Source organism: Kribbella sp., assembly GCF_035687465.1.
Taxonomy (GTDB): Bacteria; Actinomycetota; Actinomycetes; order Propionibacteriales; family Kribbellaceae; genus Kribbella.
On record NZ_DASRXP010000515.1, the window covers coordinates 1 to 20523 of the forward strand.

21 protein-coding genes are annotated in these 20523 nt (G+C 68.5%); 12 read left to right on the forward strand and 9 right to left on the reverse strand.

Going from position 1 to position 20523, the window contains the following annotated elements; all coding sequences use genetic code 11:
* Positions 1 to 282: ATP-binding cassette domain-containing protein (locus VFG33_RS27465; protein ID WP_325055860.1), on the reverse strand; the 282-nt coding region annotated here is incomplete at its 3' end.
* A 170-nt stretch (positions 283 to 452) separates the two neighbouring features.
* On the opposite strand from VFG33_RS27465, the gene VFG33_RS27470 reads away from it, so the two are divergent.
* Positions 453 to 1028: a TetR/AcrR family transcriptional regulator gene (locus VFG33_RS27470; protein WP_325055861.1), complete on the forward strand. Its 576-nt coding sequence runs from the start codon at positions 453 to 455 to the stop codon at positions 1026 to 1028.
* A 530-nt stretch (positions 1029 to 1558) separates the two neighbouring features.
* On the opposite strand, the gene VFG33_RS27475 is transcribed toward VFG33_RS27470, so the two are convergent.
* The 3 genes from VFG33_RS27475 to VFG33_RS27485 form a co-directional block, all read right to left on the reverse strand.
* Positions 1559 to 1795, reverse strand: a complete 237-nt coding sequence (locus tag VFG33_RS27475; RefSeq protein ID WP_325055862.1) for a DUF8691 family protein — start codon at positions 1793 to 1795, stop codon at positions 1559 to 1561.
* Positions 1792 to 2478, reverse strand: coding sequence for a hypothetical protein (locus tag VFG33_RS27480; protein WP_325055863.1), 687 nt, complete (start codon positions 2476 to 2478; stop codon positions 1792 to 1794). The genes VFG33_RS27475 and VFG33_RS27480 overlap by 4 nt, the downstream gene beginning before the upstream one ends.
* A 112-nt stretch (positions 2479 to 2590) precedes the next feature.
* On the reverse strand, positions 2591 to 5296 hold the full coding sequence (locus VFG33_RS27485; RefSeq protein WP_325055864.1) for a winged helix-turn-helix domain-containing protein: 2706 nt from the start codon (positions 5294 to 5296) through the stop codon (positions 2591 to 2593).
* A gap of 225 nt (positions 5297 to 5521) precedes the next feature.
* Here VFG33_RS27485 and VFG33_RS27490 point away from each other — a divergent pair, with 225 nt between their 5' ends.
* The 4 genes from VFG33_RS27490 to dhaK are packed head-to-tail and all read left to right on the forward strand — an operon-like array spanning position 5522 to position 8812.
* Complete coding sequence (locus VFG33_RS27490; protein ID WP_325055865.1) at positions 5522 to 6379, forward strand: class II fructose-bisphosphate aldolase; 858 nt, start codon at positions 5522 to 5524, stop codon at positions 6377 to 6379.
* Positions 6376 to 7179 (forward strand): HAD-IA family hydrolase, encoded by an 804-nt coding sequence (locus VFG33_RS27495; protein WP_325055866.1) that lies wholly within the window; start codon positions 6376 to 6378, stop codon positions 7177 to 7179. The genes VFG33_RS27490 and VFG33_RS27495 overlap by 4 nt, the downstream gene beginning before the upstream one ends.
* Positions 7176 to 7820 carry a dihydroxyacetone kinase subunit DhaL gene (gene dhaL / locus VFG33_RS27500; protein ID WP_325055867.1) on the forward strand — a complete coding sequence of 215 codons (645 nt, stop codon included), beginning with the start codon at positions 7176 to 7178 and terminating at the stop codon, positions 7818 to 7820. Before VFG33_RS27495 ends, dhaL begins: the two co-directional genes overlap by 4 nt.
* Positions 7817 to 8812 carry a dihydroxyacetone kinase subunit DhaK gene (dhaK, locus tag VFG33_RS27505; protein WP_325055868.1) on the forward strand — a complete coding sequence of 332 codons (996 nt, stop codon included), beginning with the start codon at positions 7817 to 7819 and terminating at the stop codon, positions 8810 to 8812. Before dhaL ends, dhaK begins: the two co-directional genes overlap by 4 nt.
* Here dhaK and VFG33_RS27510 read toward each other — a convergent pair whose 3' ends face one another.
* The 3 genes from VFG33_RS27510 to VFG33_RS27520 form a co-directional block, all read right to left on the reverse strand.
* Positions 8813 to 10054: a GAF domain-containing protein gene (locus VFG33_RS27510; protein ID WP_325055869.1), complete on the reverse strand. Its 1242-nt coding sequence runs from the start codon at positions 10052 to 10054 to the stop codon at positions 8813 to 8815.
* Between the two features lie 73 nt (positions 10055 to 10127).
* Complete coding sequence (locus tag VFG33_RS27515) at positions 10128 to 12917, reverse strand: helix-turn-helix transcriptional regulator (protein WP_325055870.1); 2790 nt, start codon at positions 12915 to 12917, stop codon at positions 10128 to 10130.
* A gap of 149 nt (positions 12918 to 13066) precedes the next feature.
* On the reverse strand, positions 13067 to 13651 hold the full coding sequence (locus VFG33_RS27520) for a sigma-70 family RNA polymerase sigma factor (RefSeq protein ID WP_325055871.1): 585 nt from the start codon (positions 13649 to 13651) through the stop codon (positions 13067 to 13069).
* Positions 13652 to 13798: 147 nt separating this feature from the next.
* On the opposite strand from VFG33_RS27520, the gene VFG33_RS27525 reads away from it, so the two are divergent.
* From VFG33_RS27525 to VFG33_RS27550, 6 genes are all read left to right on the forward strand, one after another.
* A complete protein-coding gene (locus VFG33_RS27525) occupies positions 13799 to 14260 on the forward strand; it encodes an organic hydroperoxide resistance protein (RefSeq protein ID WP_325055872.1) in 462 nt (153 codons plus the stop codon).
* Between the two features lie 181 nt (positions 14261 to 14441).
* Complete coding sequence (locus VFG33_RS27530; RefSeq protein ID WP_325055873.1) at positions 14442 to 14984, forward strand: hypothetical protein; 543 nt, start codon at positions 14442 to 14444, stop codon at positions 14982 to 14984.
* A gap of 72 nt (positions 14985 to 15056) precedes the next feature.
* Complete coding sequence (locus VFG33_RS27535; RefSeq protein ID WP_325055874.1) at positions 15057 to 16355, forward strand: diacylglycerol/lipid kinase family protein; 1299 nt, start codon at positions 15057 to 15059, stop codon at positions 16353 to 16355.
* Complete coding sequence (locus tag VFG33_RS27540) at positions 16355 to 16573, forward strand: amphi-Trp domain-containing protein (protein ID WP_325055875.1); 219 nt, start codon at positions 16355 to 16357, stop codon at positions 16571 to 16573. Before VFG33_RS27535 ends, VFG33_RS27540 begins: the two co-directional genes overlap by 1 nt.
* Position 16574: 1 nt before the next feature.
* Positions 16575 to 17138, forward strand: a complete 564-nt coding sequence (locus VFG33_RS27545) for a phosphatase PAP2 family protein (RefSeq protein WP_325055876.1) — start codon at positions 16575 to 16577, stop codon at positions 17136 to 17138.
* Positions 17139 to 17154: 16 nt separating this feature from the next.
* Positions 17155 to 17613: a DUF6069 family protein gene (locus VFG33_RS27550; RefSeq protein ID WP_325055877.1), complete on the forward strand. Its 459-nt coding sequence runs from the start codon at positions 17155 to 17157 to the stop codon at positions 17611 to 17613.
* 3 nt (positions 17614 to 17616) lie between these two features.
* On the opposite strand, the gene VFG33_RS27555 is transcribed toward VFG33_RS27550, so the two are convergent.
* On the reverse strand, positions 17617 to 19332 hold the full coding sequence (locus VFG33_RS27555) for a SulP family inorganic anion transporter (RefSeq protein ID WP_325055878.1): 1716 nt from the start codon (positions 19330 to 19332) through the stop codon (positions 17617 to 17619).
* 151 nt (positions 19333 to 19483) lie between these two features.
* Between VFG33_RS27555 and VFG33_RS27560 the strand changes: the two genes are divergently transcribed.
* Positions 19484 to 19897: a DUF7144 family membrane protein gene (locus tag VFG33_RS27560; RefSeq protein WP_325055879.1), complete on the forward strand. Its 414-nt coding sequence runs from the start codon at positions 19484 to 19486 to the stop codon at positions 19895 to 19897.
* Here the strand turns inward: VFG33_RS27560 and VFG33_RS27565 are convergent.
* On the reverse strand, positions 19880 to 20377 hold the full coding sequence (locus VFG33_RS27565; protein ID WP_325055880.1) for a hypothetical protein: 498 nt from the start codon (positions 20375 to 20377) through the stop codon (positions 19880 to 19882). The genes VFG33_RS27560 and VFG33_RS27565 overlap by 18 nt on opposite strands.
* Positions 20378 to 20523 lie beyond the last annotated feature (146 nt).

The following is a 20523-nucleotide window of genomic DNA, read 5'->3' on the forward strand; positions in this document are numbered from 1 at the left end:
CACCGACCGGGCAGGGTGAAAGCCGGTCGCATCGAGCGCCGCCCCCACAACGGTCGCCGGGGCGGGGACGTCGCGATAGCCGACACCGCCGATCGTCGAGTCTCCTCGATCGGGTCGGACTAGGCCCAACAGCATCCGCAATGTCGTCGTCTTCCCGGCGCCGTTCGGCCCGAGGAACCCGGTGACCGTCCCGGGAGCAACCTCGAAACTCAGATCGTCGACCGCCCGCACCGTGCGGAACGACTTCGTCAGGCCGCGGACCTGGATACCGGTGCCAGTCACGACGCCGCCATGTCTGTGTCGCGGGCACCGGGGCGGCCACCCATCAAAACCGGCCCCAGGTGGGCATACACACGGGCGAACAGCGGGTGCGACCTCTGTGCTGGCATGGCACTACCATGAGGTGTTAACTAGGAAGTGTCAACACGTCTGTAAACACTTTGAGGAGAGTCGTGGCTGCACCGACTGAGGGCAAGCTGATGAAGCGCCCCGAGCGGCGCCGGGCTCTGATCGCTGCCGCGGCCCGAGCGTTCGCTCGCAGCGGCTATGCAGCGACGAACCTCGAGGACGTCGCCGCAGAGGCCGGCGTCAGCAGGGTGCTGATCTACCGGCACTTCGACTCCAAGACCGAGCTTTACGAGGCGGTCCTCGACGAGGTCAGCAACCAGCTGCGCGAGGCCACCGGCCATCCACATCACCTCACCGAGTCCAGCCTTCAGGCACTCATCGCGGTCGCACAGGACAACCCCGACGGCTTCAAGCTCTTCTTCCGGCAGTCGGCCAAAGAGCCCGACTTCCGCCGACACGCCGACGAGCTCCGCGCCGCGATGACTGCGACCGCCGAACCGTACCTGCGAGAAGTGATCCATGACGAGAACCGGCTGCAGTGGGCCGCGCAGCTGATACCTACCGTCGCTGTCGAAGCCGTGATCGCGTGGCTGGACGCGGGCAAGCCGTCACCGTCCACGGCGGCAGACACCATCACCAGCATCGTCGGGGGCACCGTCACCGCGATCGCAGGCGGCTAGGGCGACAGCAAAGCAAGTGGCCCTAGGGTTGGGAACCTCAACTTGTACCACGGCAGATGGCGGTCGATTCGCCGGAGTACCCACCCGACAAGGGGAATCTCGTGCCAACCACGAGCGATCACTCGCTCTCGAGCCGCCCGGACGCCATACCGCAGGCGAGCGCTGCGGGACGGACGTCGCTCGTCCTCGCGCTCGCCGGCCCGCCGCTGCAAGTAGCGCGCACACCCGAAGCAGACACCGACCTCGGGATGCGCCCCCCAGCCGCACGAGATCGGCCTCATCGAACTCACCGCTGCAACACCAACACCTCGGCGCCGACGCCTGAGACGCCTCATCCGCAGTAGTCACAACCTCATCATCAACCCATCCGCTGGTGGTGGAGCCGTGAGCCGATGATCTGGTGGCGTAGCAAATCGCTCGACGTCGGGCTCACGGATTTCCACGAGCGTCACGGTGCCGGTCTCGAGCGGAGGCTTCCAGCGATGCGTCCGTTCGCTCGCAATGCCTGCCAGGAAATTGCTAGGAAACTGTTAGGAACCTGGGTCGGCGGGCGTGAGGGAGATGAGGGTGAGGCCGAGGTCGCGGATCTTGGTGAGTAGGCCGTGTAGTTCGGACTGGTCCGTCACTATGCCCCGGAGGGTGGTGGTGCCGTCGTTCTCGAGGGTGAGGGCGAGGCCGGCGAACCAGGTCGACCAGTGTCGGTCGAGGTGACCGTCGATGCGGAGTTCGTAGCCCATGGGGGAGGGGGCGTGGTTCGACATGCTCATGCCGCACTCGCCGTCGTGACGCGCTGGCTGGGAAGCGCGGGCTGCGTTGTGTTGTTGTCGCGGCTCGTCTTCCAGAGCGAGTAGCCGAGGGCGATCATGGCGATGCCGGTCGGGAAGGCCAGCAGTCGGTAGAAGGCGTCCGGCATCACGGAGAGCGCTGCGGAGACGACGCCACCGACGGCGAGGAGCAAGGTCGCCCAACGGGTCAGAACGCGGGCCCGGTAGAGCGCGATGCCGAAAATGAGACCGCCGGCCAGGTAGCCGAAGCCCTGGACCCGTTCGGCGATCTGCAGCGCGCCGATGTCACCGATGGCGTGGCCGCCGGTGGCGACGGCGGCGACGTCGTTCACGAAGCCGGGGTTGGTCTCGGCGATGGTGGGCAGGACGTAGGCGGCGACGAAGGTGGTGCACAGGATGGTGAGGAAGCCGACGCCGAGCACCAGGTAGCCGATGAGTCCGAGCAAGCCGTTCCGGCGGACCTGGCTCAGGTACATGCCGGTGAATCCGGCCAGCGCCAGCGCGGCCATCAGGACCTTCAGGGAGTTCCGCAGGACTACTTCGGTCGTGGTGATGGAGGTGGCGTCCAGGTGCGGGTGGTTGATCTGGACGCCGATGAAGATCAGTCCCGCGCCGATCGCGGCAACGCCTGCGGCTCGGGTGAGAGTGGTGGAAGTGACGGTCATTTCCGGCTCCTTGTTCAGGTACTCCGCGACCGGTGCCGCGAGGTTGTCCGGAACGTATGACGGGACGTGGTGGCCGGGCGTCACCACATCTGGTGACTGACGATGTGAACCGCTAAAGCAGGCCGAGCTCGTGGCCGCGGCGGACGGCACCGGCGCGGGTGTTGACGTCGAGCTTGGTGAAGATTCGCTTGGTGTGGGTGCGCAAGGTGTTCAGGGCTACGAAGAGTTGACGGGCGATCTCGGGACCGGTGAGCTCGCTGTCGAGGAGTCGCAGTACTTCGAGCTCCCGTTCGCTGAGCGGGTCGGCCAGGGATCCGCGGTCCGCTGAAGGAGGGTTGGCGTCGAGGAGTCGAGGAGCGTGCCGGCGCAGTACGTCGTACTGGCTGAGAGCGGGATCGCGGAGCAGGGCGAGCATGGGAGCGCCTTCGTCGAGGAACAAGCGCAGATAGGCATCCGGCTCCGGTGCCCGGGCCAGTGCGTCATTCAGCTCCGCGAGAGCCTGCAGTCGGTCCCCGCGAGCGTCGTGGGTGAGGGCTTGCAGCATGCCGATCTCGAGCAGGCTGCCGGCGCGCCGTCGGTCGGCGTCGGCCTGAAGGCGTTGGAGCAGCGACAGCGCGTCATCCACGGGCGCCCCGGAATCACGGTGGTGAAGGGCGAGCAGGAGCCGCACAAGGGTGAGGTGCTCGTACTCGCGCAGGAACGACGCGCTGTCGGCCGTCGTGACCTCGTGATCCTCAGCCCAGTGCTCGGCGGCTGCGAGGTCTCCCGCCGCGATGTCCACGCGGGCTCGGATAGCCGCGAGCGGGCGGAGGTCGGGATAGGAGCCGGGCCGGTACAGCGCCTCAGCCTGGTCGAGCAGCTCCTTGGCTGTGTCGTGATCGCCCATCGTGGCGCGCACCTGTGCCATGGCCACGGACCAGCGATGCCGGTTCTCGGTGATCGAGCCGCGCTGACCGAGCATCCTCGCGGTCTCGAGATGTTCCTCTGCCTTGACGAGATCATCCAGCTCACGCTCAAGCTCGGCCAGCCCCACGTGCAGGTCGGCGGTGGCTCGCGGGTACGGCTGACCCGCCTGAGTCGCCGTGAGCAGGCCTCGCTCGTAGAGCTGGCGCGCCCGATGGGGACGACCCGCACTGATCCACATGTCGCCGAGCACCACCGTCATGTCCAGCTCGTCGACCAGGTTCCCCGCCGCATGGAGGCTGCGAGCCGCTTCCGAGAACGTGGACAAGGCATCCTCTACCTCGCCGGCCGCCCAGGCAGCCAGACCGAGGAACCCACCCGCGGCCCCGCGCACGAAGTGGTCGTCGGTGCCGGTGAGGTCCATCGCACGCCGGGCATGGCGCGCAGTGGCCGGTACGTCGCCTCGCGCTTGCGCCAGCGCCGCACGGTAGACCCACACTGTCATCGGTGCGGTGCGGAGATCCTCGGTAGGAGCCCACATCGCTGCGAGCGTCTGGTCGTGAGCGCCGGCAACCAGCGCCGCCTCGGCCTCATCGAGCCGGCGTTCCATCCCGTCCAGGTCACCAGTCATCATCAGCGACCATCCGGACAGGATGCACAAGACAGGTCGCCGCTTCACCACGGACTCCGGCATCGTCCGCATCCAGTACAGCAGCAGGCTGTCTTGCCGGGCGCGGCGCAGCTCGGGCAACGCCTCCTCCATCAAGTAGGCAGCGCGGTCGTAGTCACCGGCCGCGAGTGCATGCCGTACTGCGTCCGCGACAAGGTGGCGCGAGGCAAACCAATCGCTTGCCAGCTGGTGCAACGTCGGAACCTGCTCCGGACGCTCGGCCATCAGGCGAGCGCTAAGGACGTCGCGGAAGAGGTGGTGGTACCGGTACCACGTGCGCTCAGCATCCAGCGGGACCAGGAACACGTTGCCACGGTCCAGGCCCTCCAGCACTTGTACGCCGTCTGTCCGACCAGTGAGCGCATCGCACAAAGGACCGGTCATGCGGTCGAGGACTGAGGTCCGGATCAGGAAGTCCCGCACCTCCGCACCCTGGCGGGCGAGGACCTCGTCAGCCAGGTAGTCGATGACGAAGCGATTGCTGCCTGTGAAGGCGTCGATGAACTCGTCGACGTCTCCGCGGTCCGACACACCGCGCAGCGAGAGCGCAGCCAACTGGAGACCGGCGATCCAGCCCTCGGTCCGTTCCTCCAGCGCCTGTACGTCGTCCTCGGCGAGGTGCAGGCCCATGACCTGGTTGAGAAATTCCTGTGCCTCCACCGCCGCGAAGCGCAGCTCCGCGGCCCGCACCTCTGTCAGTTGCCCGCGACTCCGCAGCTGGGGGAGTCGGAACGGTGGATCCGAGCGCGTCGCGATCATCAGGTGCAGCTGCTCGGGTAAGTGGTCGAGAAGGAAGGTGACGACCTCGTGCACCTCAGGCGCCGCGATCACGTGGTAGTCATCGAGCACGAGCAGCCAGTGGCTGTCGGGTTGTTGCCGCCCGAGCTGCACCAGTTCGTTGACGACCGCTGTCATTCCGGTAGACGTGGGCGCGGAGGTCAGGGCCTCCAACGTCGCCGGGTCCAGGTCGAGACCGGCGTCGGAGAGCGCTGCCCACAGATGCGCCAAGAAGCGCGGCAGCGCGTTGTCGCCTTCGTCGAGCGACAGCCATCCCACCCGCTCTTGCGTCGTTGCCCAGTCGGCGAGGAGCGTGGTCTTGCCGAAGCCGGCGGGCGCGGAGACCAGGGTGAGCCGGTGGCCGCGGTTCAGGGTGCTGTCCAACCGGTCCACCAGTCGTGGCCGAGCCACCAAGTCGGCGCGCCGACTTGGTGGGAACAGCTTGGTGGCGAGCACCGGAGTCGACACCTTCGGAGCATAGTGCTCAGTGGGCAAGCCAGCAGGTCGACCTGAGGAGCCGAATTCAGGCGGTCTTCAAGCGTGGCCTCCAGACGCCGGCCGCGGAAATGGACCTCGCCCAACTGCTCGATGACCTGCCTGACCATTGACGGTCCCACCGTGTGCAGCATTTTTGCAGCGTTCGGGGAGGCAGGCTGACTCCTAGTGGTGTGTAAGCCGCTGAGAGGAGAGATCATGCCTGTCGCACGGCTGAAGGATCTGGTCGACGAGGCGCTGGCGAAAGGCTATGGGGTCCCCGCGATCAACGTGGTGGACGAGCTCAGCCTGCGGGCGGTCGTCGATGCCGCCGTCGAACTGCGGTCGCCGCTGATCGTCCAGACCTCCGTCAAGACGGTGAAGTCGGTTGGTCGCGACGTCCTCAAGGCGATGTTCGACGCAACCGTCGCGCCGGCCCCTGTACCGGTCTCTCTCCACCTCGACCACTGTCCCGAGCGCGACGTCATCAGCTCCTGCCTCGCGGCGGGCTGGAACTCCGTTCTCTTCGACGCCTCGTCGCTCCCGGTCGAGGAGAACCAGCGCCAGACCGTCGAGGTCGTCGCCGAGGCCAAGGGGTACGGCGCCAACGTGGAAGGCGAGATCGAGGGCATCACCGGGGTCGAGGACGGCGTGGGTTCCGACACCGAGTCCCGGCGACAGTCCCTCGAGATCGCCACCCGGTTCGTCGAGACGACCGGGGTCGACGTGTTCGCACCGGCGATCGGCAATGCGCACGGCATCTACCACTCGGCGCCCGACCTCGACTATCAGCGGATCACCGACCTGGTGGCGGCGACGGGGATCCCGATGGCGCTGCACGGTGGCTCGGGTCTGACCCGTGAGCAGTTCCAGGACCTGATCGGCCGGGGCTGCGCGAAGGTCAACATCTCCACGGCACTCAAGGTCGCCTACATGACGTCGTCACTCGAGCACCTCGAGCAGGCGCGGGCCACGAACAAGTGGGATCCGCCGTCGTTGTTCGGCGACATCCACGCGGCCGTGAAGGCCATGGCCGTCGAGCACATCGAGATGTTCGGCAGCGGCGGACACGCATGACAGCGCTCATCTTCGACTGCGACGGCGTCCTGGGTGACACCGAACGCGACGGACACCTTCCGGCGTTCAACGCGACCTTCGAGCAGTTCGGCCTTCCGGTGCGATGGTCCGTCGACGACTACGGCCGCATGCTCCGCATCGGCGGTGGCAAGGAACGCCTGGCCACCCTGCTGGACGACCCGGATGTCTGGCGGGCGGCCGGATCTCCGGCGACGCCCGAGGATCGCGCCGAGGTCGTGGCGACCTGGCACAAAGCCAAGACGAAGACCTTCACCGATCTCGTGGCCGCCGGCGTCATCCCCCCGCGTCCCGGCGTACGGCGGGTCATCACCGACGCATTGCGAGCGGGATGGGTGGTGGCGGTGGCGTCGACCTCGGCGGAGCCGTCGGTCCGTGCCGTGCTCGCCGGTGCCGTCGGCGATGAGGTCGCGATGACGATCCCGGTGTTCGCAGGGGACGTCGTACCGCGCAAGAAGCCCGATCCGGCGGTCTACCAGTTGACTCTCCAGGAACTCGCGCTGGATCCCGCCGACACGCTGGTCATCGAGGACTCGCGCAACGGCCTGCTCGCCGCGATCGGAGCCGGGCTGGCGACGGTGGTGACCGTCAGCGGCTACACCCGGGACGAGGACTTCACCGAAGCGGCCCTGGTCGTGACGAGTCTGGGCGACCCCGCCGGCGAGCGGCTCGAAGTACTGGCGGACCCCTGGGACGTGAAGCCGGTCGACGCGCTCGGCCTGGCCGATCTCGCCCGGCTGGCCGGCAGGCCACCGCACGACACCCAAGGAGGCCAGACATGACGGACAGCTGGGGCGAGGTCGACCTCGTCGTCACCACGATCATCACCACCTGCCTCGACAACGAGAAGTACTTCGGCGACCTGGACTCGGTGGTCGGCGACGGGGACTTCGGGTACTCACTGGCCCGCGGTTTCGAGAAGCTGCAGGCGCAGTACGGCGAACTCGACCGGACCGACATCGGAACGTTCCTGAAGAAGGTCGGGATGCTGGTGACGTCCCGGATCGGTGGGACGTCGGGACCGATCTGGGGGACCGGGTTCCTGCGGGCGGGGATGACGGCCGGTGCGACGACGTCCCTGGACGGAGCGGCCGTCGTGGCGATGCTGCGCTCCGCGGTGGAAGGCATCAAGGCGCGCGGCGGCGCCGAGGTGGGGGAGAAGACCCTGCTCGACGCGCTGGTCCCGATGACGGATTCGATCGAGGAATCACTCGCGGCCGGGGCAAGCAGCCAGGAGGTCGTCGCCCGAGCCGCGGCCGCGACCCGGGCAGCCGCCGACGCGACCGCTGAGCTGGTCGCGAAGCGAGGCCGAGCCGCCTACACGGGCGAGCGGAGCCGTGGATCGGTCGACGCCGGGGCCACCGCCGTCGCCGTCATCATCGAGCAGATCGCAGAGGTCTGGAAGACAAGGGAGTCACGATGAAGAAGTTCGTCAACGACCCGAAGAACTACGTGCCGGAGATGTTGCGGGGCATCGCGCTGGCCAATCCCGACACGCTGAAGTACGTACCGGAGTACAACCTGATCATGCGGACGGACGCACCCCGCGACGACAAGGTCTCGATCGTTCAGGGCTCGGGGTCCGGACACGAACCCGCCCACGTGATGACGGTCGGCAAGGGCATGCTGGACGCTGCCTGTCCGGGTGACGTCTTCGCGGCGCCGCCGATGGACTACGTGTACGAGACCACCAAGCTGCTCGCCTCCGAGAAGGGTGTGCTGTTGCTGGTCAACAACTACACCGGTGACCGGATGGCGTTCGACATGTCGCAGGAGCTGAGTCAGGCCGACGGTCTGACTGTCCGCACGCTGATCATCGACGACGACGTCGCGGTCAAGGACTCGACGTACACGGTCGGCCGGCGTGGGGTGGCGGGCAACTTCTTCGTGATGAAGGCGGTCGGCGCGGCGTCCGAGCAGGGTGCGGACCTCGACGAGGTCGTCCGGATCGGGGAGAAGGTCAACTCGGTCACCCGGACGATGGGCATGGCGCTGACCGCCTGTACTCCGCCGGCGAAGGGCTCACCGCTCTTCGAACTCGGCGCCGACGAGATGGAGATGGGGGTCGGCATCCACGGCGAACCGGGCCGCAGCCGGGAGAAGCTCGCCTCGGCCGACGAGATCATCGACCAGATGCTCGAGGCTGTCCGGTCCGACCTGCCCTACGAGTCCGGTGACGACGTCGCGCTGATGATCAACGGGCTCGGCGGAACACCGATCAGCGAGCTCTACCTGCTCTACGGTCGCGCTCACCAGGTGCTCACCGATCGCGGGATCAACGTACGGCGCAACTACGTCGGCGAGTACTGCACCTCCCTCGACATGGCCGGTGCCTCCGTCACCCTGGTCAAGCTCGACGACGAGATCGACCGGCTGCTCGCGGCTCCGGCGGAGATCGCGATCCGCGTCTTCTGATCAGCCTCCGGCCGAGTCCAGTCCGTAGTCGACGCGCAGGCGGCGTACTTCGGACTGGGCCGCGGGCCACAACGGCGAGGTGGGCGACATCAGCGTCAGCTGGCGTTCCCACGCGGCCAGGTCGTCGAGCCCGGCGTACGAGCGGGTCCACGCCGCGACCAGGTCCACGTCGTGGGTCTGCAGGACGGCGGCCCGGATCCGATTCTCGAGCCGGTTCCGCGAGGCGACCACGCCGGGCGCGTCCGACTGCGGCAGCAAGGGTCCGGCGTACCGGCGCAGTGCCGACGACAACCGGTGGGAGTCGAGGTCCTCGGCCGTCTCGAGCCAGTCCGCGGCGATGTCCGGGTGCAGGCGGTACGGACGCGACTCGAGGATGTCAGCGCCGAGGAGGGCGCGCAGGCGGGTGACCTCGCCGCGGAGAGAGGAGCGGTGGTCGTCCTCGCCGTACAGCGCGTCCGACAACTCCTCGGCGCTCAGGCCCTCCGGGTGCTCGGCCAGGAGCACGACGATGTCGCTGTGCCGTCGGCTCAGCCGCAGGTCGCGGCCGTCGATGCGCACCTCGGCGTCCGGCCGTGCCAGGGCAGCGATCCGCATCCGGCGGGTCGAATCGCCCATCACCTTGCGAAGAACCATCAGCCGGCCGAGCTCGGCCTCGGCCATCCGGGCGGCGGCCCGCACCATGGCGAGCGACTGGGGCGAGCTGGCGTCGGCGGTCCCGGTGATGTCGACGACCCCGAGCACCCGCTGGGTCTCCGGGTCGTAGATCGGAGCAGCGGCGCACGACCACGGCTGCACCCTGAGGGTGAAGTGCTCCGCGGACCGGATCTGGACCGCGCCGGCGACCTCCAGGGAAGTGCCGAGCGCGTTGGTGCCGACCTGTCGCTCGGCCCACCACGCGCCCTCGGTGAAGTGGATCCCGTCCGCGGCGCGCAATGCCTCGGGCCGTCCGCACACCCACAGCAGCCGGCCGTCACTGTCGCCGACGGCCATCACATAGTCGCTGTCCTCGGCGGCCCGGCCGAGGACGTCGTACAACATCGGAAAGACCGCGGAAAGTGGATGCTCGGCCCGGTACTCCGCCAGTTCGTCGGCCTCGAACGCGAACGGCGCCGCGGTGTCGGACTGAAGCCCGGCAGCGATTGACCGGCTCCACGAGTCCGCGACAAGGCCCCGCACGCGCCGGCTCCCACCTTCGAGGAACTCCTCGTGTCGGCTGTGCAACCACCGGTCGACGGGATCCACGGAATCCACCTTTCAAGAGAACTGCCGAACCCCCCGAAAGTCCAGCCCCGGCCAACTCGCTCGTCGACCGGCGTCAGCTTGACAGGACGGACCGGGCCGCGGGGCGCAACGTCGCTGCTCTGAGTTGACGGCGGGAGTTGATGCCGAGCTTCGTGAAGACATTGCGCAGATGCCACTCGACCGTGCGCGGACTGATGAACAGTTGGGTACTGATCTCGGGGGTGGACAATCCGTCGCGCGCCAGCCGGGCGATCAATACCTCCTGTGTGGTCAGGTCCCGGGCGCTCTCGACGGTGCGGCTGCGCTTCCTCACCGTCTCACCGGTGGCCAGCAACTCGCGGCGGGCGCGGTCAGCGAATCCCTGGGCGCCCATCGCAGTGAGCATCTCGTGGGCGGTTCGAAGCTGCTCCCGCGCGTCCACCCGACGGTTCTCCCGCCGCAGCCATTCGCCGTACACAAGGTGGGCCCGGGCCAGCTCAGTCCGCATCCGGGTCCGGGCCAGCCGCTGGATCGCTTCCTGGTACAGGCGGTCCGCACCCTCACCTTCACTCAGCAGCGCCCTTGAACGCGCCTCCATGCCAAGTGCCCAGTCGGTGCCACTGGCGGTCGTCATCTCCGACAGCCGCCGCAGGGCATCGGCCGCTTGTGCGGTCGCGCCGGCCCGGGCCGCTGCCTCGATCAACTCGGGCAGACACCAGGGGCCGAATCCCAGGTCGTCCAGATGCCGGCTGCCCTGTTCGGCGGCGGCCAGCGCCGCGTCGTACCGGCCGAGACCGTTGTAGAGCAGCGCGGTCGCCCACTCGGTAGCTGTGATGCCGATTCCTTCGCCGCGCGGCGTCACCTCCTTCAGGGTGGACTCCACCAGTACGGCGAGGTCGCCCTCGCGACCCTGGATGGCGGCGAGGCCCAGCGCGCTGAAGGGCGTTTGGGTGCTGCCGGTCGCCGCGGTCGTCGCTTGTATTTCGTCGATCAGCGACTCGGCCGCGGTCAGTTCACCGGCGACGAACAACAGCTGGACGCGCATGCTGAGCGCGAGGGGAAGTTCGCTGAGCGCCCCGACGGAGCGGGCGACCTCGACCCGCTGAGCGGACAACTCGGCCCACCTCTCGGCATCCCACACATGCACGGCGGCGATACCCGCCAGCGCCAGCCACCGAAGCTCCGTCTCCACGCACATCTCACCAGCGGAAGTGCTCAGCGCACCCCGCAGCAGCGGTAGGCCGGCCGAGTACCCCTCGGCCAAGTTCGCCGCCAGGCCGTCCAGGAGGAGATCGGGAGCTCGTTGCGGCCGAGATCCCGGCGGTGCGGCACGGACCGCCTGCGCCACCGCCGACAAGCTTCCCTCGGGGCACGCGAGGCGGGTGGAGTACATGGCGGCGCTCATCGCGTCGAGATAGGTGGTGCGAGCCGATTCGAGGTCGCTCTGCTCCAGTCGATGGGCGGCCTTCAGTAACAGTCCGGCAGCGTCGCCGCTGCGTTGTGCGGCGAAGGCGAGCTTGGCGCGGATCAGGTCGGCGCGCATCAGCTGGAGCTGGTCCAGCGGCAACAGCTCCGCGATGGCGACCAACTTCTGCGCGGCGTCGAACGCGCCCGCCTGGATCTTGGCGTGGGCCGCGGCCAGAGCCCTTTCGGCTTGCCGTGCGCGGTTCGCGGTCAAGGTCGTCGCGCGCTCGAGGAACGCGGCTGCCGCGGCGAGTCCACCGCGCGAGAGCGCCCGGCCGGCGCAGCGCTCCAGCTCGGCGGCGACCTCCTCGTCGGGCCCGGAGCTGGCGTTGGCCCGGTGCCAGGCGCGGCGGTCCGGATCGGTCTGCGGGTCGGTGACGTCAGCCAGGGCGCGGTGCGCGTCCTGCCTTTCCTGGAGTGAGGCCGACCGGTAGGCCGCGGAGCGGACCAAGGGATGCCGGAACCGCACGTGGGCGCCGAGGTCGAGCAGGCCCGCGTCCGCGGCCGGGGCCGCTGCACTGGCAGGGATGCGCAGCTTTGCCGCCGCCCGCCAAAGGAGCGCCTGGTCTCCGACCGGGTCGGCTGCAGCGAGCTGCATGAGCCGCCGGGTCTGCGTTGGCAGAGCGGCCAGCTGGTGCTCGAAGCTCTGCTCGATCCGGCCGGACAGTGGCAGCGGATCCGGTACTCCGAAGCCGCCGGTCAACTCGCTGGGCGAGTGCCCGCGTGGTAGCTCCAGCAGCGCCAGGGGATTGCCGTGCGTTTCGGCGAGGATCCGTTCACGGACCTGTTCATCCAGCGGCCAGGGAAGCACGGAATTGAGCAGGTCCCGGGCGTCCGCGTCGGGCAGTCCTTCGACGGTGAGTTCTGGCAGTCCGGTGTAGTCCGCGCCCGGCTCGCGGGTGGCGAAGACCAGGAGGACCGGTTCTGCCAGCAGCCTTCGTGCCGCGAAGGCCAGCGCCTGTGCCGAGGCGCGGTCCAGCCAGTGCGCGTCGTCGATCAGACAGACCAGCGGGAGCTCCTCGGCGACCTCCGACATCAGGCTCAAGACGGCCAGGCCGACCAGGAACCGATCGGGGGCCGGGCCGGATGTCAGGCCGAACGCCGTGGCGAGGGCGTCATATTGCGGGCGGGGGAGGCGTTCCATCCGATGGAGCATCGGACCGCAGATCTGGTGGAGCGCGGCGAAAGTGAGCTCCATCTCCGACTCCACGCCCCCGGCGCGGGCAACAGTGAGGTCGGCGGCCGCATCGGCCATGAAATCCAGCAGGGCGGTCTTGCCGATGCCCGGGTCGCCGCGGAGCACCAGTACGGAGCTGTGCCCGGCGCGCAGTTCGTCGAGCAGCCGGACCAGCACCTCACACTCGCTGCCCCTGCCGCGCAGCGCGCGGGACGGGCTCGATGGCCGGTCGGAACCTGGCAACCCTCCATCTGCAGAGTGAATCCTCAATGGAGCCGCCCCTCCGGAAGACGCGCACGCGTGCATCACTCCACGATCGTCGGTGCTGCTCGCCGACGTCATCGAGGCCAGCGGCCACGTCGCCTACCGGCTAGCCGGAAGGCCGAACCCGGCTATGCCGCCGATGCGTCCATCACGGCGCGGAGGGCGCGAAGTGCGTAATACGATCTCGATTTCACGGTTCCGGGCGGTAGACCCAGCTCCTCCGCGGCCTCCGTCACGGAGTGGCCGCGGTAGTACAGCTCGACCAGGACCTCACGATGCTTGGGTGACAGCTGGTCCAGGGCCTCCACGACGACGATCGTGTTGACCACCGATTCGGAGTGGTCGCCCTCGACCGGTGAGCGGTCGTCCACCTCCGCGACCTCGGCGGGACGGATGGCCTTCGCGCGGATCCGGTCGGTGACGATGTTGCGGGCCACGGTCAGCAGCCAGCCCCGTACCGGCCTGCTGCCCGCGGCCAGCTTGTCCGCATGCTTCCACGCCCGGACCAACGTCTCCTGTACTACGTCCTCCGCCGCGGCGCGATCGCCGGTCAGCCGGGTGGCATGGGCCAGCAGACTGCGTCCGTGCGCCGCGTACAGGGATCGGATCAGTGCCTCGGCAGTCTCCGGAGGGCAGTCGCTTCTGACGGCCCACAACTGCGGTTCGTGGTCGGCGCGCCGAAAGGCAGCCCGGTCGCATGCACTGTTGGTCATGCTTCCACGGTGGCTCCCCGCCGGGCATGCTCGGGCCCGGGAAAGTTCCTGGGTCGGTACGGGTATCCCAGCAATTTTCACTGGGGCGAGCGAGTCGGCGAAGCGTGATTGTGGGAGTACTCACTCCACAAGGAAGGTGAAACCGAGATGCCCCCAACCCCGCCGAAGAAGATCCTCTACACCGCCGAGGCGGTCACTGAAGGCGGCCGGACCGGACACGGCCGCACCTCCGACGGCCGACTGGAGGTGCAACTGTCCGCACCCGAGTCAATGGGTGGCCAAGGTGGCCCTGGCACCAACCCCGAACAGCTGTTCGCCATCGGCTACGCGGCGTGTTTCCAATCGGCGCTGCTGGGCGTGGCCCAAGGCCACCACCTAGATGCCAGCGACTCCCACATCACCGCCCGGGTCGGTATCGGCCCGACAGGAAGCGGCGGTTTCGGTCTGCAGGTCGCCCTGGACCTCTACGCCCCGCACCTGTCGCCGGCCGACGCCGCGGACCTGATGGCCCGAGCCGACAAACGCTGCCCGTACTCGAACGCCACCCGCGGCAACGTCGAGGTCACCCTCAGCGTCGAAGGCAAGGCCATCGAGCAAACCGCAGCCTGAACACGTCGCTGAGAACGTGAGCGGGATGAAGCGGTCATCCGGTGCGGACGGGCCCGATCCCGGCACGTCCCACGGCAGGAGCGGAAGTGTCCGGTCGTGGTGTGTCTACCTGGCCACGACAGCCGGGCTTGTGTGTGCGATCGCCAGTTGGGGTCTGGGACGGGTTGTCATCAGTGTGGTCATGCTCGTGATTGCGGCAGCCGTCATCGCGTCGTCCGTGCGGGAAGGGGACGGGCGGAGCGCGGTGCCCTGGATCGTTCGGGTCACACTCGCCGCGGGGCTGATCCCGCCTGCCGCCGCGGGTCTGATCGCGGTCTTCAAGTTCGCCGGTGTCTTGACGGTGCTGATACTGGCAGCGACCACGCCAGCTCTCACCTCACTCGTCCGGGTGCGGCGCCACGCCCCGGGGGATCCTCCTGGTGTACGGCTGGAGCCGGCGATACCTCGCGACGCCGCGACGTCGCTCGCTGCGGCCACCCCGGCGCGAGAGCTCCGTTCCCTCGACGACGAGGAATTGTGCTTGGCCTGGCGCCAGAGCTTCCGCCTGCTGGAGGCTTCCTTTTCGGCAGCGGAACGCCTGTCCGTCGTCGAACAGCGGCAGCATTACCTCGACGAGCTCCACCGGCGATCCCCGGAGGGTCTCGCGGCCTGGCTGGCCTCCGGCGCACGAGCACCCGGCAACCCGCTTCCGTACGTCGCTGACGCCCGGCGCCGAGCCGACTGAGTCCGAGGGGCAGGGCCAGATCATCCCGGCTGTGGGATGTCTTGGTGGGCAGGCGGGTGTGGGATGTGTTCCATGAGGCGGCGGGTTGCGGCGGTTGTGGCGTTGGTGGTGGGGACGGCGACGGTTGTGCTCGGCGTGGTGGTCTCTGTCAGTCAGTTTCCACGGGGGCTCGGAGTGCTGGGCTGTGTGGTGATCGCCGGTGGTGCCGCTTGGTACGGCGTACTGCGGCGAGGGATCGCGCGCGTGGCGGGGCTGTACGTGGCCGGTGTGGCGGTTGTCGGTGCGGTGGTGTTTGTTGTTGTGGGTGGGCGGTTTGGCGTCGATCTGCTCGTCGTGGTGGGGCTGCTGGTCACGCTGGCCGCGTTGCGCGCCACGATGGCTGCGCACGTGGAGCTTCCCCGTGTGCCGGCTCCGCAGCGTCCGGTGCTGTTCTTCAATCCGCGCTCGGGTGGGGGTAAGGCAGAACGCTTCGCACTCGCCAAGGAAGCGCGTGATCGCGGGATCGAGCCGATCGAGCTGAAGGGCGGGGACGACCTCGAGGACCTCGTCCGCGGCGCGGTCGAGCGGGGTGCCGACGGACTCGCGATGGCCGGCGGGGACGGCTCACAGGCGATAGTCGCCGCCATCGCCGCCGAACTCTCGCTGCCTTATGCCTGCGTACCCGCCGGCACCCGGAACCACTTCGCGCTCGACCTCGGGGTCGACCGTGATGACGTTGTCGGAGCTCTGGACGCCTTCGTCGACGGCGGCGAGCGGCTGGTGGACCTCGCCGAGGTCAACGGCCGGGTGTTCGTCAACAACGTGTCGCTCGGCCTGTACGCCGAAGCAGTCCAGCGCACCGGCTACCGCACTGCCAAGATCCGGACCCTACTCGACACCGTGCCGGACGCGCTCGGCACGGGTGGCAGCGATCTCGACATGCGCTGGACCGGCCCAGGCGGCCGCGGCCACCGGGGAGGTGCCGCGGTGCTTGTCTCCAACAACCGCTACCGCCTCGGTCGTGCTGTCGGCAGTGGCACACGTCCGCACATCGATGACGGCCTGCTCGGTATCACCGTCCTGGGGGCGCCCGCGGACGGCGGTCAACGCCGTCCCCAGCGTCCGTGGCGCGAGTGGTCCGCTCCTTCCTTCGAGGTCGATGCCGATCGCCCGCTGCCTGCCGGCGTCGACGGGGAGGCACTCGTTCTCGACGCACCCCTCAGGTTTCGCATTCGACCCGGAGTTCTCCGGGTGCGCATCGCGCACCAGCACCCAGGCTCATCGCCGTCGGCAATGGCTCCCGAGGGCTTCCGTGCCGGCCTCGTCGAGTTGGCGCGCATCGCCCTCGGCCGGGACCGGGCATCAGCAAGTTCAACCCCTAGGAGGCCGTAATGGATCTGATCGAGGTCAAAGAGAAGGAGTCCATGAGCCGGGAGGCCGCCGCGGCTCGCCTGCATGCGCTCGCCGACACGCTCGCCAAGGAGAACGACGTCGAGTTCGACCGAGGCGGCCTCCGGGTCAAGGTGCATGTTCCGGACCAGGTACACCTCAAGCTCGAGTTCGAGCTCGGGGACGACGGGAGCGAGCTAGAGGTCGAGCTCACATGGTGACGTGACCGACTCACTGCGCCGTCTCGCGGCCTACGACCGCGCGCTGTACCGGACGGTGGCGCGGCTGTCCACACCGCTGCTGGATGAGCCGCTGCGGCGGGTGTCCGACTTCGCCAACTTCTCCAAGCCGTGGCTCATCGTTGGGAGTGCCCTCGCGCTGCTCGGCGGCTCGCGTGGTCGGCGTGCTGCGGTCGCGGGGCTGACGGCGGTCGGGGCGACGTCCCTGGTGGTGAACCAGCCCCTGAAGAAGACGACGGGTGTGCGTCGCCGACCCGACCGGAGTGGCCTCGGCGTCCCCGAGCAGCGGTGGGTGCGGATGCCCTCCTCGGGATCATTTCCGTCCGGACACTCGGCGTCCGCAGCGGCCTTCGCTGTAGCTGTCGGAGAGTTCCTGCCCGTACTCCGGTCGCCGTTGCGGGTGGCTGCGTCGGTCGTCGCGTTCTCCCGCGTGTACACGGGCGTGCACTACCCAAGTGACGTCCTCGTCGGCGCAACCGTAGGCGCCCTGTTCGGACGATTGGCCGCACGCTTGGCGCTCCGCCGCTGGCCACCACCAGCCGAATGACGAAGGAGCACACGACATGACAGTTCAACCAACGCAAGGCGGTGCGCACGCGGTAGCCGGCGGTCGGCTGTGGGCCGGAGGTGTGGCCACGGCTGTCGTCTCGGCATTGATCGCGCTTGTCGGCATCCTGCTCGCCCGCGGCATCTTCGACGTACCCGTTCTCGCGCCCGAAGGCGAGGGCACCTGGGGAGACGCGGACACGCCGAAGTACGCGTTGTACTGCGCCCTCGCGGCGCTGCTGGCCACCGGGCTTCTGCATCTGTTGCTGATCTCCACGCCCCGGCCCCTGCAGTTCTTCAGTTGGATCATCGGGCTGGCCGCAGTCGCGGGAGCAGTCGCCCCGTTTGTCGCCAACGGCTCGACGGGATCGAAGGTCGCGACCGGGTTGATCAACCTCGCCGTCGGGATCGCCATCGGTACCCTGCTGAGCGGATCAGCCCGGGCGGCGATGCGAGACCGCCGTACCGCTCGATGACGCTCACTGATCGGGTCGTTCCGGTCGATGCTCGGCTGCCCAGGCTGCGGCTTCTCGCAGCGCCTGGCCGGTCGATTCGCCGACCAGCTCGGTGGCCTCGAAGACAGCGACCGATCCGGACACGTCCACCTGGTCGGTACGGCGCAGCAGTTCGGCGAGCTCGGGCTCTACCCCACTGAGGTACAGCCGACCGCCTGCTGCGGCCAGGGCGGCGGCGTAGTCGGCCACGACCTGGACGAACGTCGAACCTACGGCTGTCCGGCCGCGCAGCCGCAGTACGACGGTTGGTGCCTCGGCGCCGGCCGGGTCGGGCAGCTCGACCCGCAGGGTGCGCGAGCCGGCGTAGAGGAGGCTGCCGTAGACGTCAAGGACGGTCGCCTGATGACTGGGCAGCTTGGCCGGGGCCGGATGCTCGGTCCACCGGCCGCCGCCGACGGGCTTCAGCTGGACGACTTTGAGGTCCAGCGCCTCTTGGTTGAGTTGCAGCAGCAGCGAGAGCGACACCCCGATGCCGACCGCGGCGGAGACCGGCAGGAACAGGGTCGCGCAGAAGGTCGTCACGACCGCGATCTGAGAGGTCGGCCCGGTGCGCAGGATCGTCGCCAACGCCCCTGGCCGCAGCGACCTGACGGCCGCATAGACGAGGATGGCGGCCAGGGTGGGCATGGCGACAAGTCCGATCACCTGGGAAAGGGCCGCGAGGATCGCCACCATCCACAGACCCGAACAGATCGCCGCCCACCGGGTACGGCCGCCGACCGTCTTGTTCAGTGCGGTCTGGCCCACGGAGCCGCCCACCGGTTGCCCGCGGAAGAAGCCGGCGGCGACGTTTCCGATGCCTTGGGCAATGAAGTCACGGTTCGAGTCCGAGGCGGTCCCGTCCCGGTTCGGTGCGGCTTCGGCGACACCGCTGCCCTGGACGAGGACGATCGCCGCGACAGCCAGAGCCCCGGTGATCAACGGGAACGACACTTGGCCGAGGTCCGGCAGTTGCGGCAGCGGAAGACCGCGAGGAATTTGCCCGGTGTCCTCCACCCGGGCCACCTTGTCGGCGCCGGCCAGGGCTACGCCGACGGTCGGGACGACCAGCGCTACTAGCGCGCTCACCGCCGACAGCCGGGTCCGGGAGAGGCCGAAGAGGATCCCGACCGCAGCGAGCCCCGCGAGCAGAGAGGCGAGGTCGACCCGCGTGGGATGGACGACAACGTCCGTCGCCTTGGTGATCGCGAGTTCCCCGGTGGCGTTCGCGCCCGCGAGGCCGGGCAACTGGCTGAGAACGATGTTGACCGAGATCCCGGTGAGGAAGCCGGTCATGACCGAGTGCGAGACGAAGCGGGTGTACCGCCCCAGCCGTGCGACGCCCGCGAGGATGATCGCCACACCGGCGATGATCGTCAACAATATAAGGGCTTGCGGCCGGTCAGCGGCGTCCACACCTGCCAGGGCAGATCCGGCGGCCAGGGCAGCGGCCGAGGTCGTTGTGATCACCATCAGCTGGCTGCTCGTCGCGAGCCCGCCTGCGACCGGCCCGGCGAAGCTCGCGTAGAGGCCATGGATCGGGCTCACACCGATGAGTGCCGCGGACGCCATTCCGTTGGGGACGCTACTGATCGCACCCGGAAGGCCGGCGATCACATCGGCGCGCAGGCTCCGACGGTCCGGACGGATCGACCGCAGCCACCGCAGTACTGGGCGTGCGCTCACACGGTGACCGCTCACGCCCGTCTCCCTCCGCAACCGCAGCCGGGGATGGTGGCGAGCCTAGAGGCGAAGAAGGACCGGCATCTCACCCTGGACGGACGATGCGGTCCGGGGGACCGGTGGGCATCGTGATCCGGGTGGACTCGGATGACCAGGGAAGGTGGGCACGATGACCTACAGCGACATGCACGGGCGGCCGGCTGTCTCGGGGTGGGCGGTGGGCGGCCTCGCGTTCGCCGCCACTTTGATGATCCTGAATGGTGCGTTCTCGACGATCGCCGGGCTCGCCGCACTCATCGATGACCAGTACTTCGTCGTCGTCCGGGGCTACGCGTTCGACCTCGACGTCACCGCCTGGGGCTGGATCCACCTGATCCTGGGCCTCGCTGTCGTCGTAGCCGGCTTCGGCCTCTTCTCCAACGCCACCTGGGCCGGCGTGGTCGCGATCGTCCTGGCCGTGCTGACTGCGATCGACTACTTCTTCTTCATCCCCTACGCACCGTTCTGGTCCCTCCTGGTGATCGCCCTGAGCGTATGGATCATCTGGGCCGTGACGCGAACACGATCAAGCACCCGTTCCTGAGGTGCGTCGGCATGGCCATGGGGGTCGGCGGCGGAGGGCTCGAAGGAAGAAGCGGCCGATCTGGTTGCTCGGGTCAGGTGATGGGGGAACCGACTCGAGGAACCCGAAGGCGACGTCGTCGATCATGAGGCGGGCGCCGGGGCTGAGGGCGTCGTGGTAGCCGACCAGGCGGCCGTCCACCCGCAGATACGTTTTACCGCTGGTGTGCCAGTCGAAGCGCAGCTCGGCGAAACGTGGATTCGGACTTGCCAGCTGACCCAGGTCGTGTCGTCTGCCTTGCAGTCGTACCCGGACGAGCGCCTGGAAGGTGGTCAGCGGTTCGAGTCCCAGCTCGAACGCGTCGCCGAGGCGAATAATCTGGCGGGACGAAGTGAGTACTTGCTGGGGGTGCCGGATCCGCAGCAGGCAGCTGATTCCGATCACATCGACCAGGGGTGTGTCGAGGACATAGTGGAGACTGCGGTCCGGCGTGATCAGCACGGCACCTTCGGAGGGCTGCGACGCGGGTGAACTCGCTGAAAGGTGCCCGGGCAGGGCCAGAAGAGAACGAGGACCCTGATCGGAGTAGTCGTAGAGCAACACTGAACGCCACATGCGACCCTCTATCCGACTCGCTCGGTGGGAAG

Coding starts and splice junctions, on each gene's coding strand:
- VFG33_RS27475 (WP_325055862.1), bottom strand. CDS start 1,795: ATGAGCATGTCGAACCACGCCCCCTCCCCCATGGGCTACGAACTCCGC.
- VFG33_RS27480 (WP_325055863.1), bottom strand. CDS start 2,478: ATGACCGTCACTTCCACCACTCTCACCCGAGCCGCAGGCGTTGCCGCG.
- VFG33_RS27490 (WP_325055865.1), top strand. CDS start 5,522: ATGCCTGTCGCACGGCTGAAGGATCTGGTCGACGAGGCGCTGGCGAAA.
- VFG33_RS27495 (WP_325055866.1), top strand. CDS start 6,376: ATGACAGCGCTCATCTTCGACTGCGACGGCGTCCTGGGTGACACCGAA.
- dhaL (WP_325055867.1), top strand. CDS start 7,176: ATGACGGACAGCTGGGGCGAGGTCGACCTCGTCGTCACCACGATCATC.
- dhaK (WP_325055868.1), top strand. CDS start 7,817: ATGAAGAAGTTCGTCAACGACCCGAAGAACTACGTGCCGGAGATGTTG.
- VFG33_RS27520 (WP_325055871.1), bottom strand. CDS start 13,651: ATGACCAACAGTGCATGCGACCGGGCTGCCTTTCGGCGCGCCGACCAC.
- VFG33_RS27525 (WP_325055872.1), top strand. CDS start 13,799: ATGCCCCCAACCCCGCCGAAGAAGATCCTCTACACCGCCGAGGCGGTC.
- VFG33_RS27530 (WP_325055873.1), top strand. CDS start 14,442: ATGCTCGTGATTGCGGCAGCCGTCATCGCGTCGTCCGTGCGGGAAGGG.
- VFG33_RS27535 (WP_325055874.1), top strand. CDS start 15,057: ATGAGGCGGCGGGTTGCGGCGGTTGTGGCGTTGGTGGTGGGGACGGCG.
- VFG33_RS27540 (WP_325055875.1), top strand. CDS start 16,355: ATGGATCTGATCGAGGTCAAAGAGAAGGAGTCCATGAGCCGGGAGGCC.
- VFG33_RS27550 (WP_325055877.1), top strand. CDS start 17,155: ATGACAGTTCAACCAACGCAAGGCGGTGCGCACGCGGTAGCCGGCGGT.
- VFG33_RS27560 (WP_325055879.1), top strand. CDS start 19,484: ATGACCTACAGCGACATGCACGGGCGGCCGGCTGTCTCGGGGTGGGCG.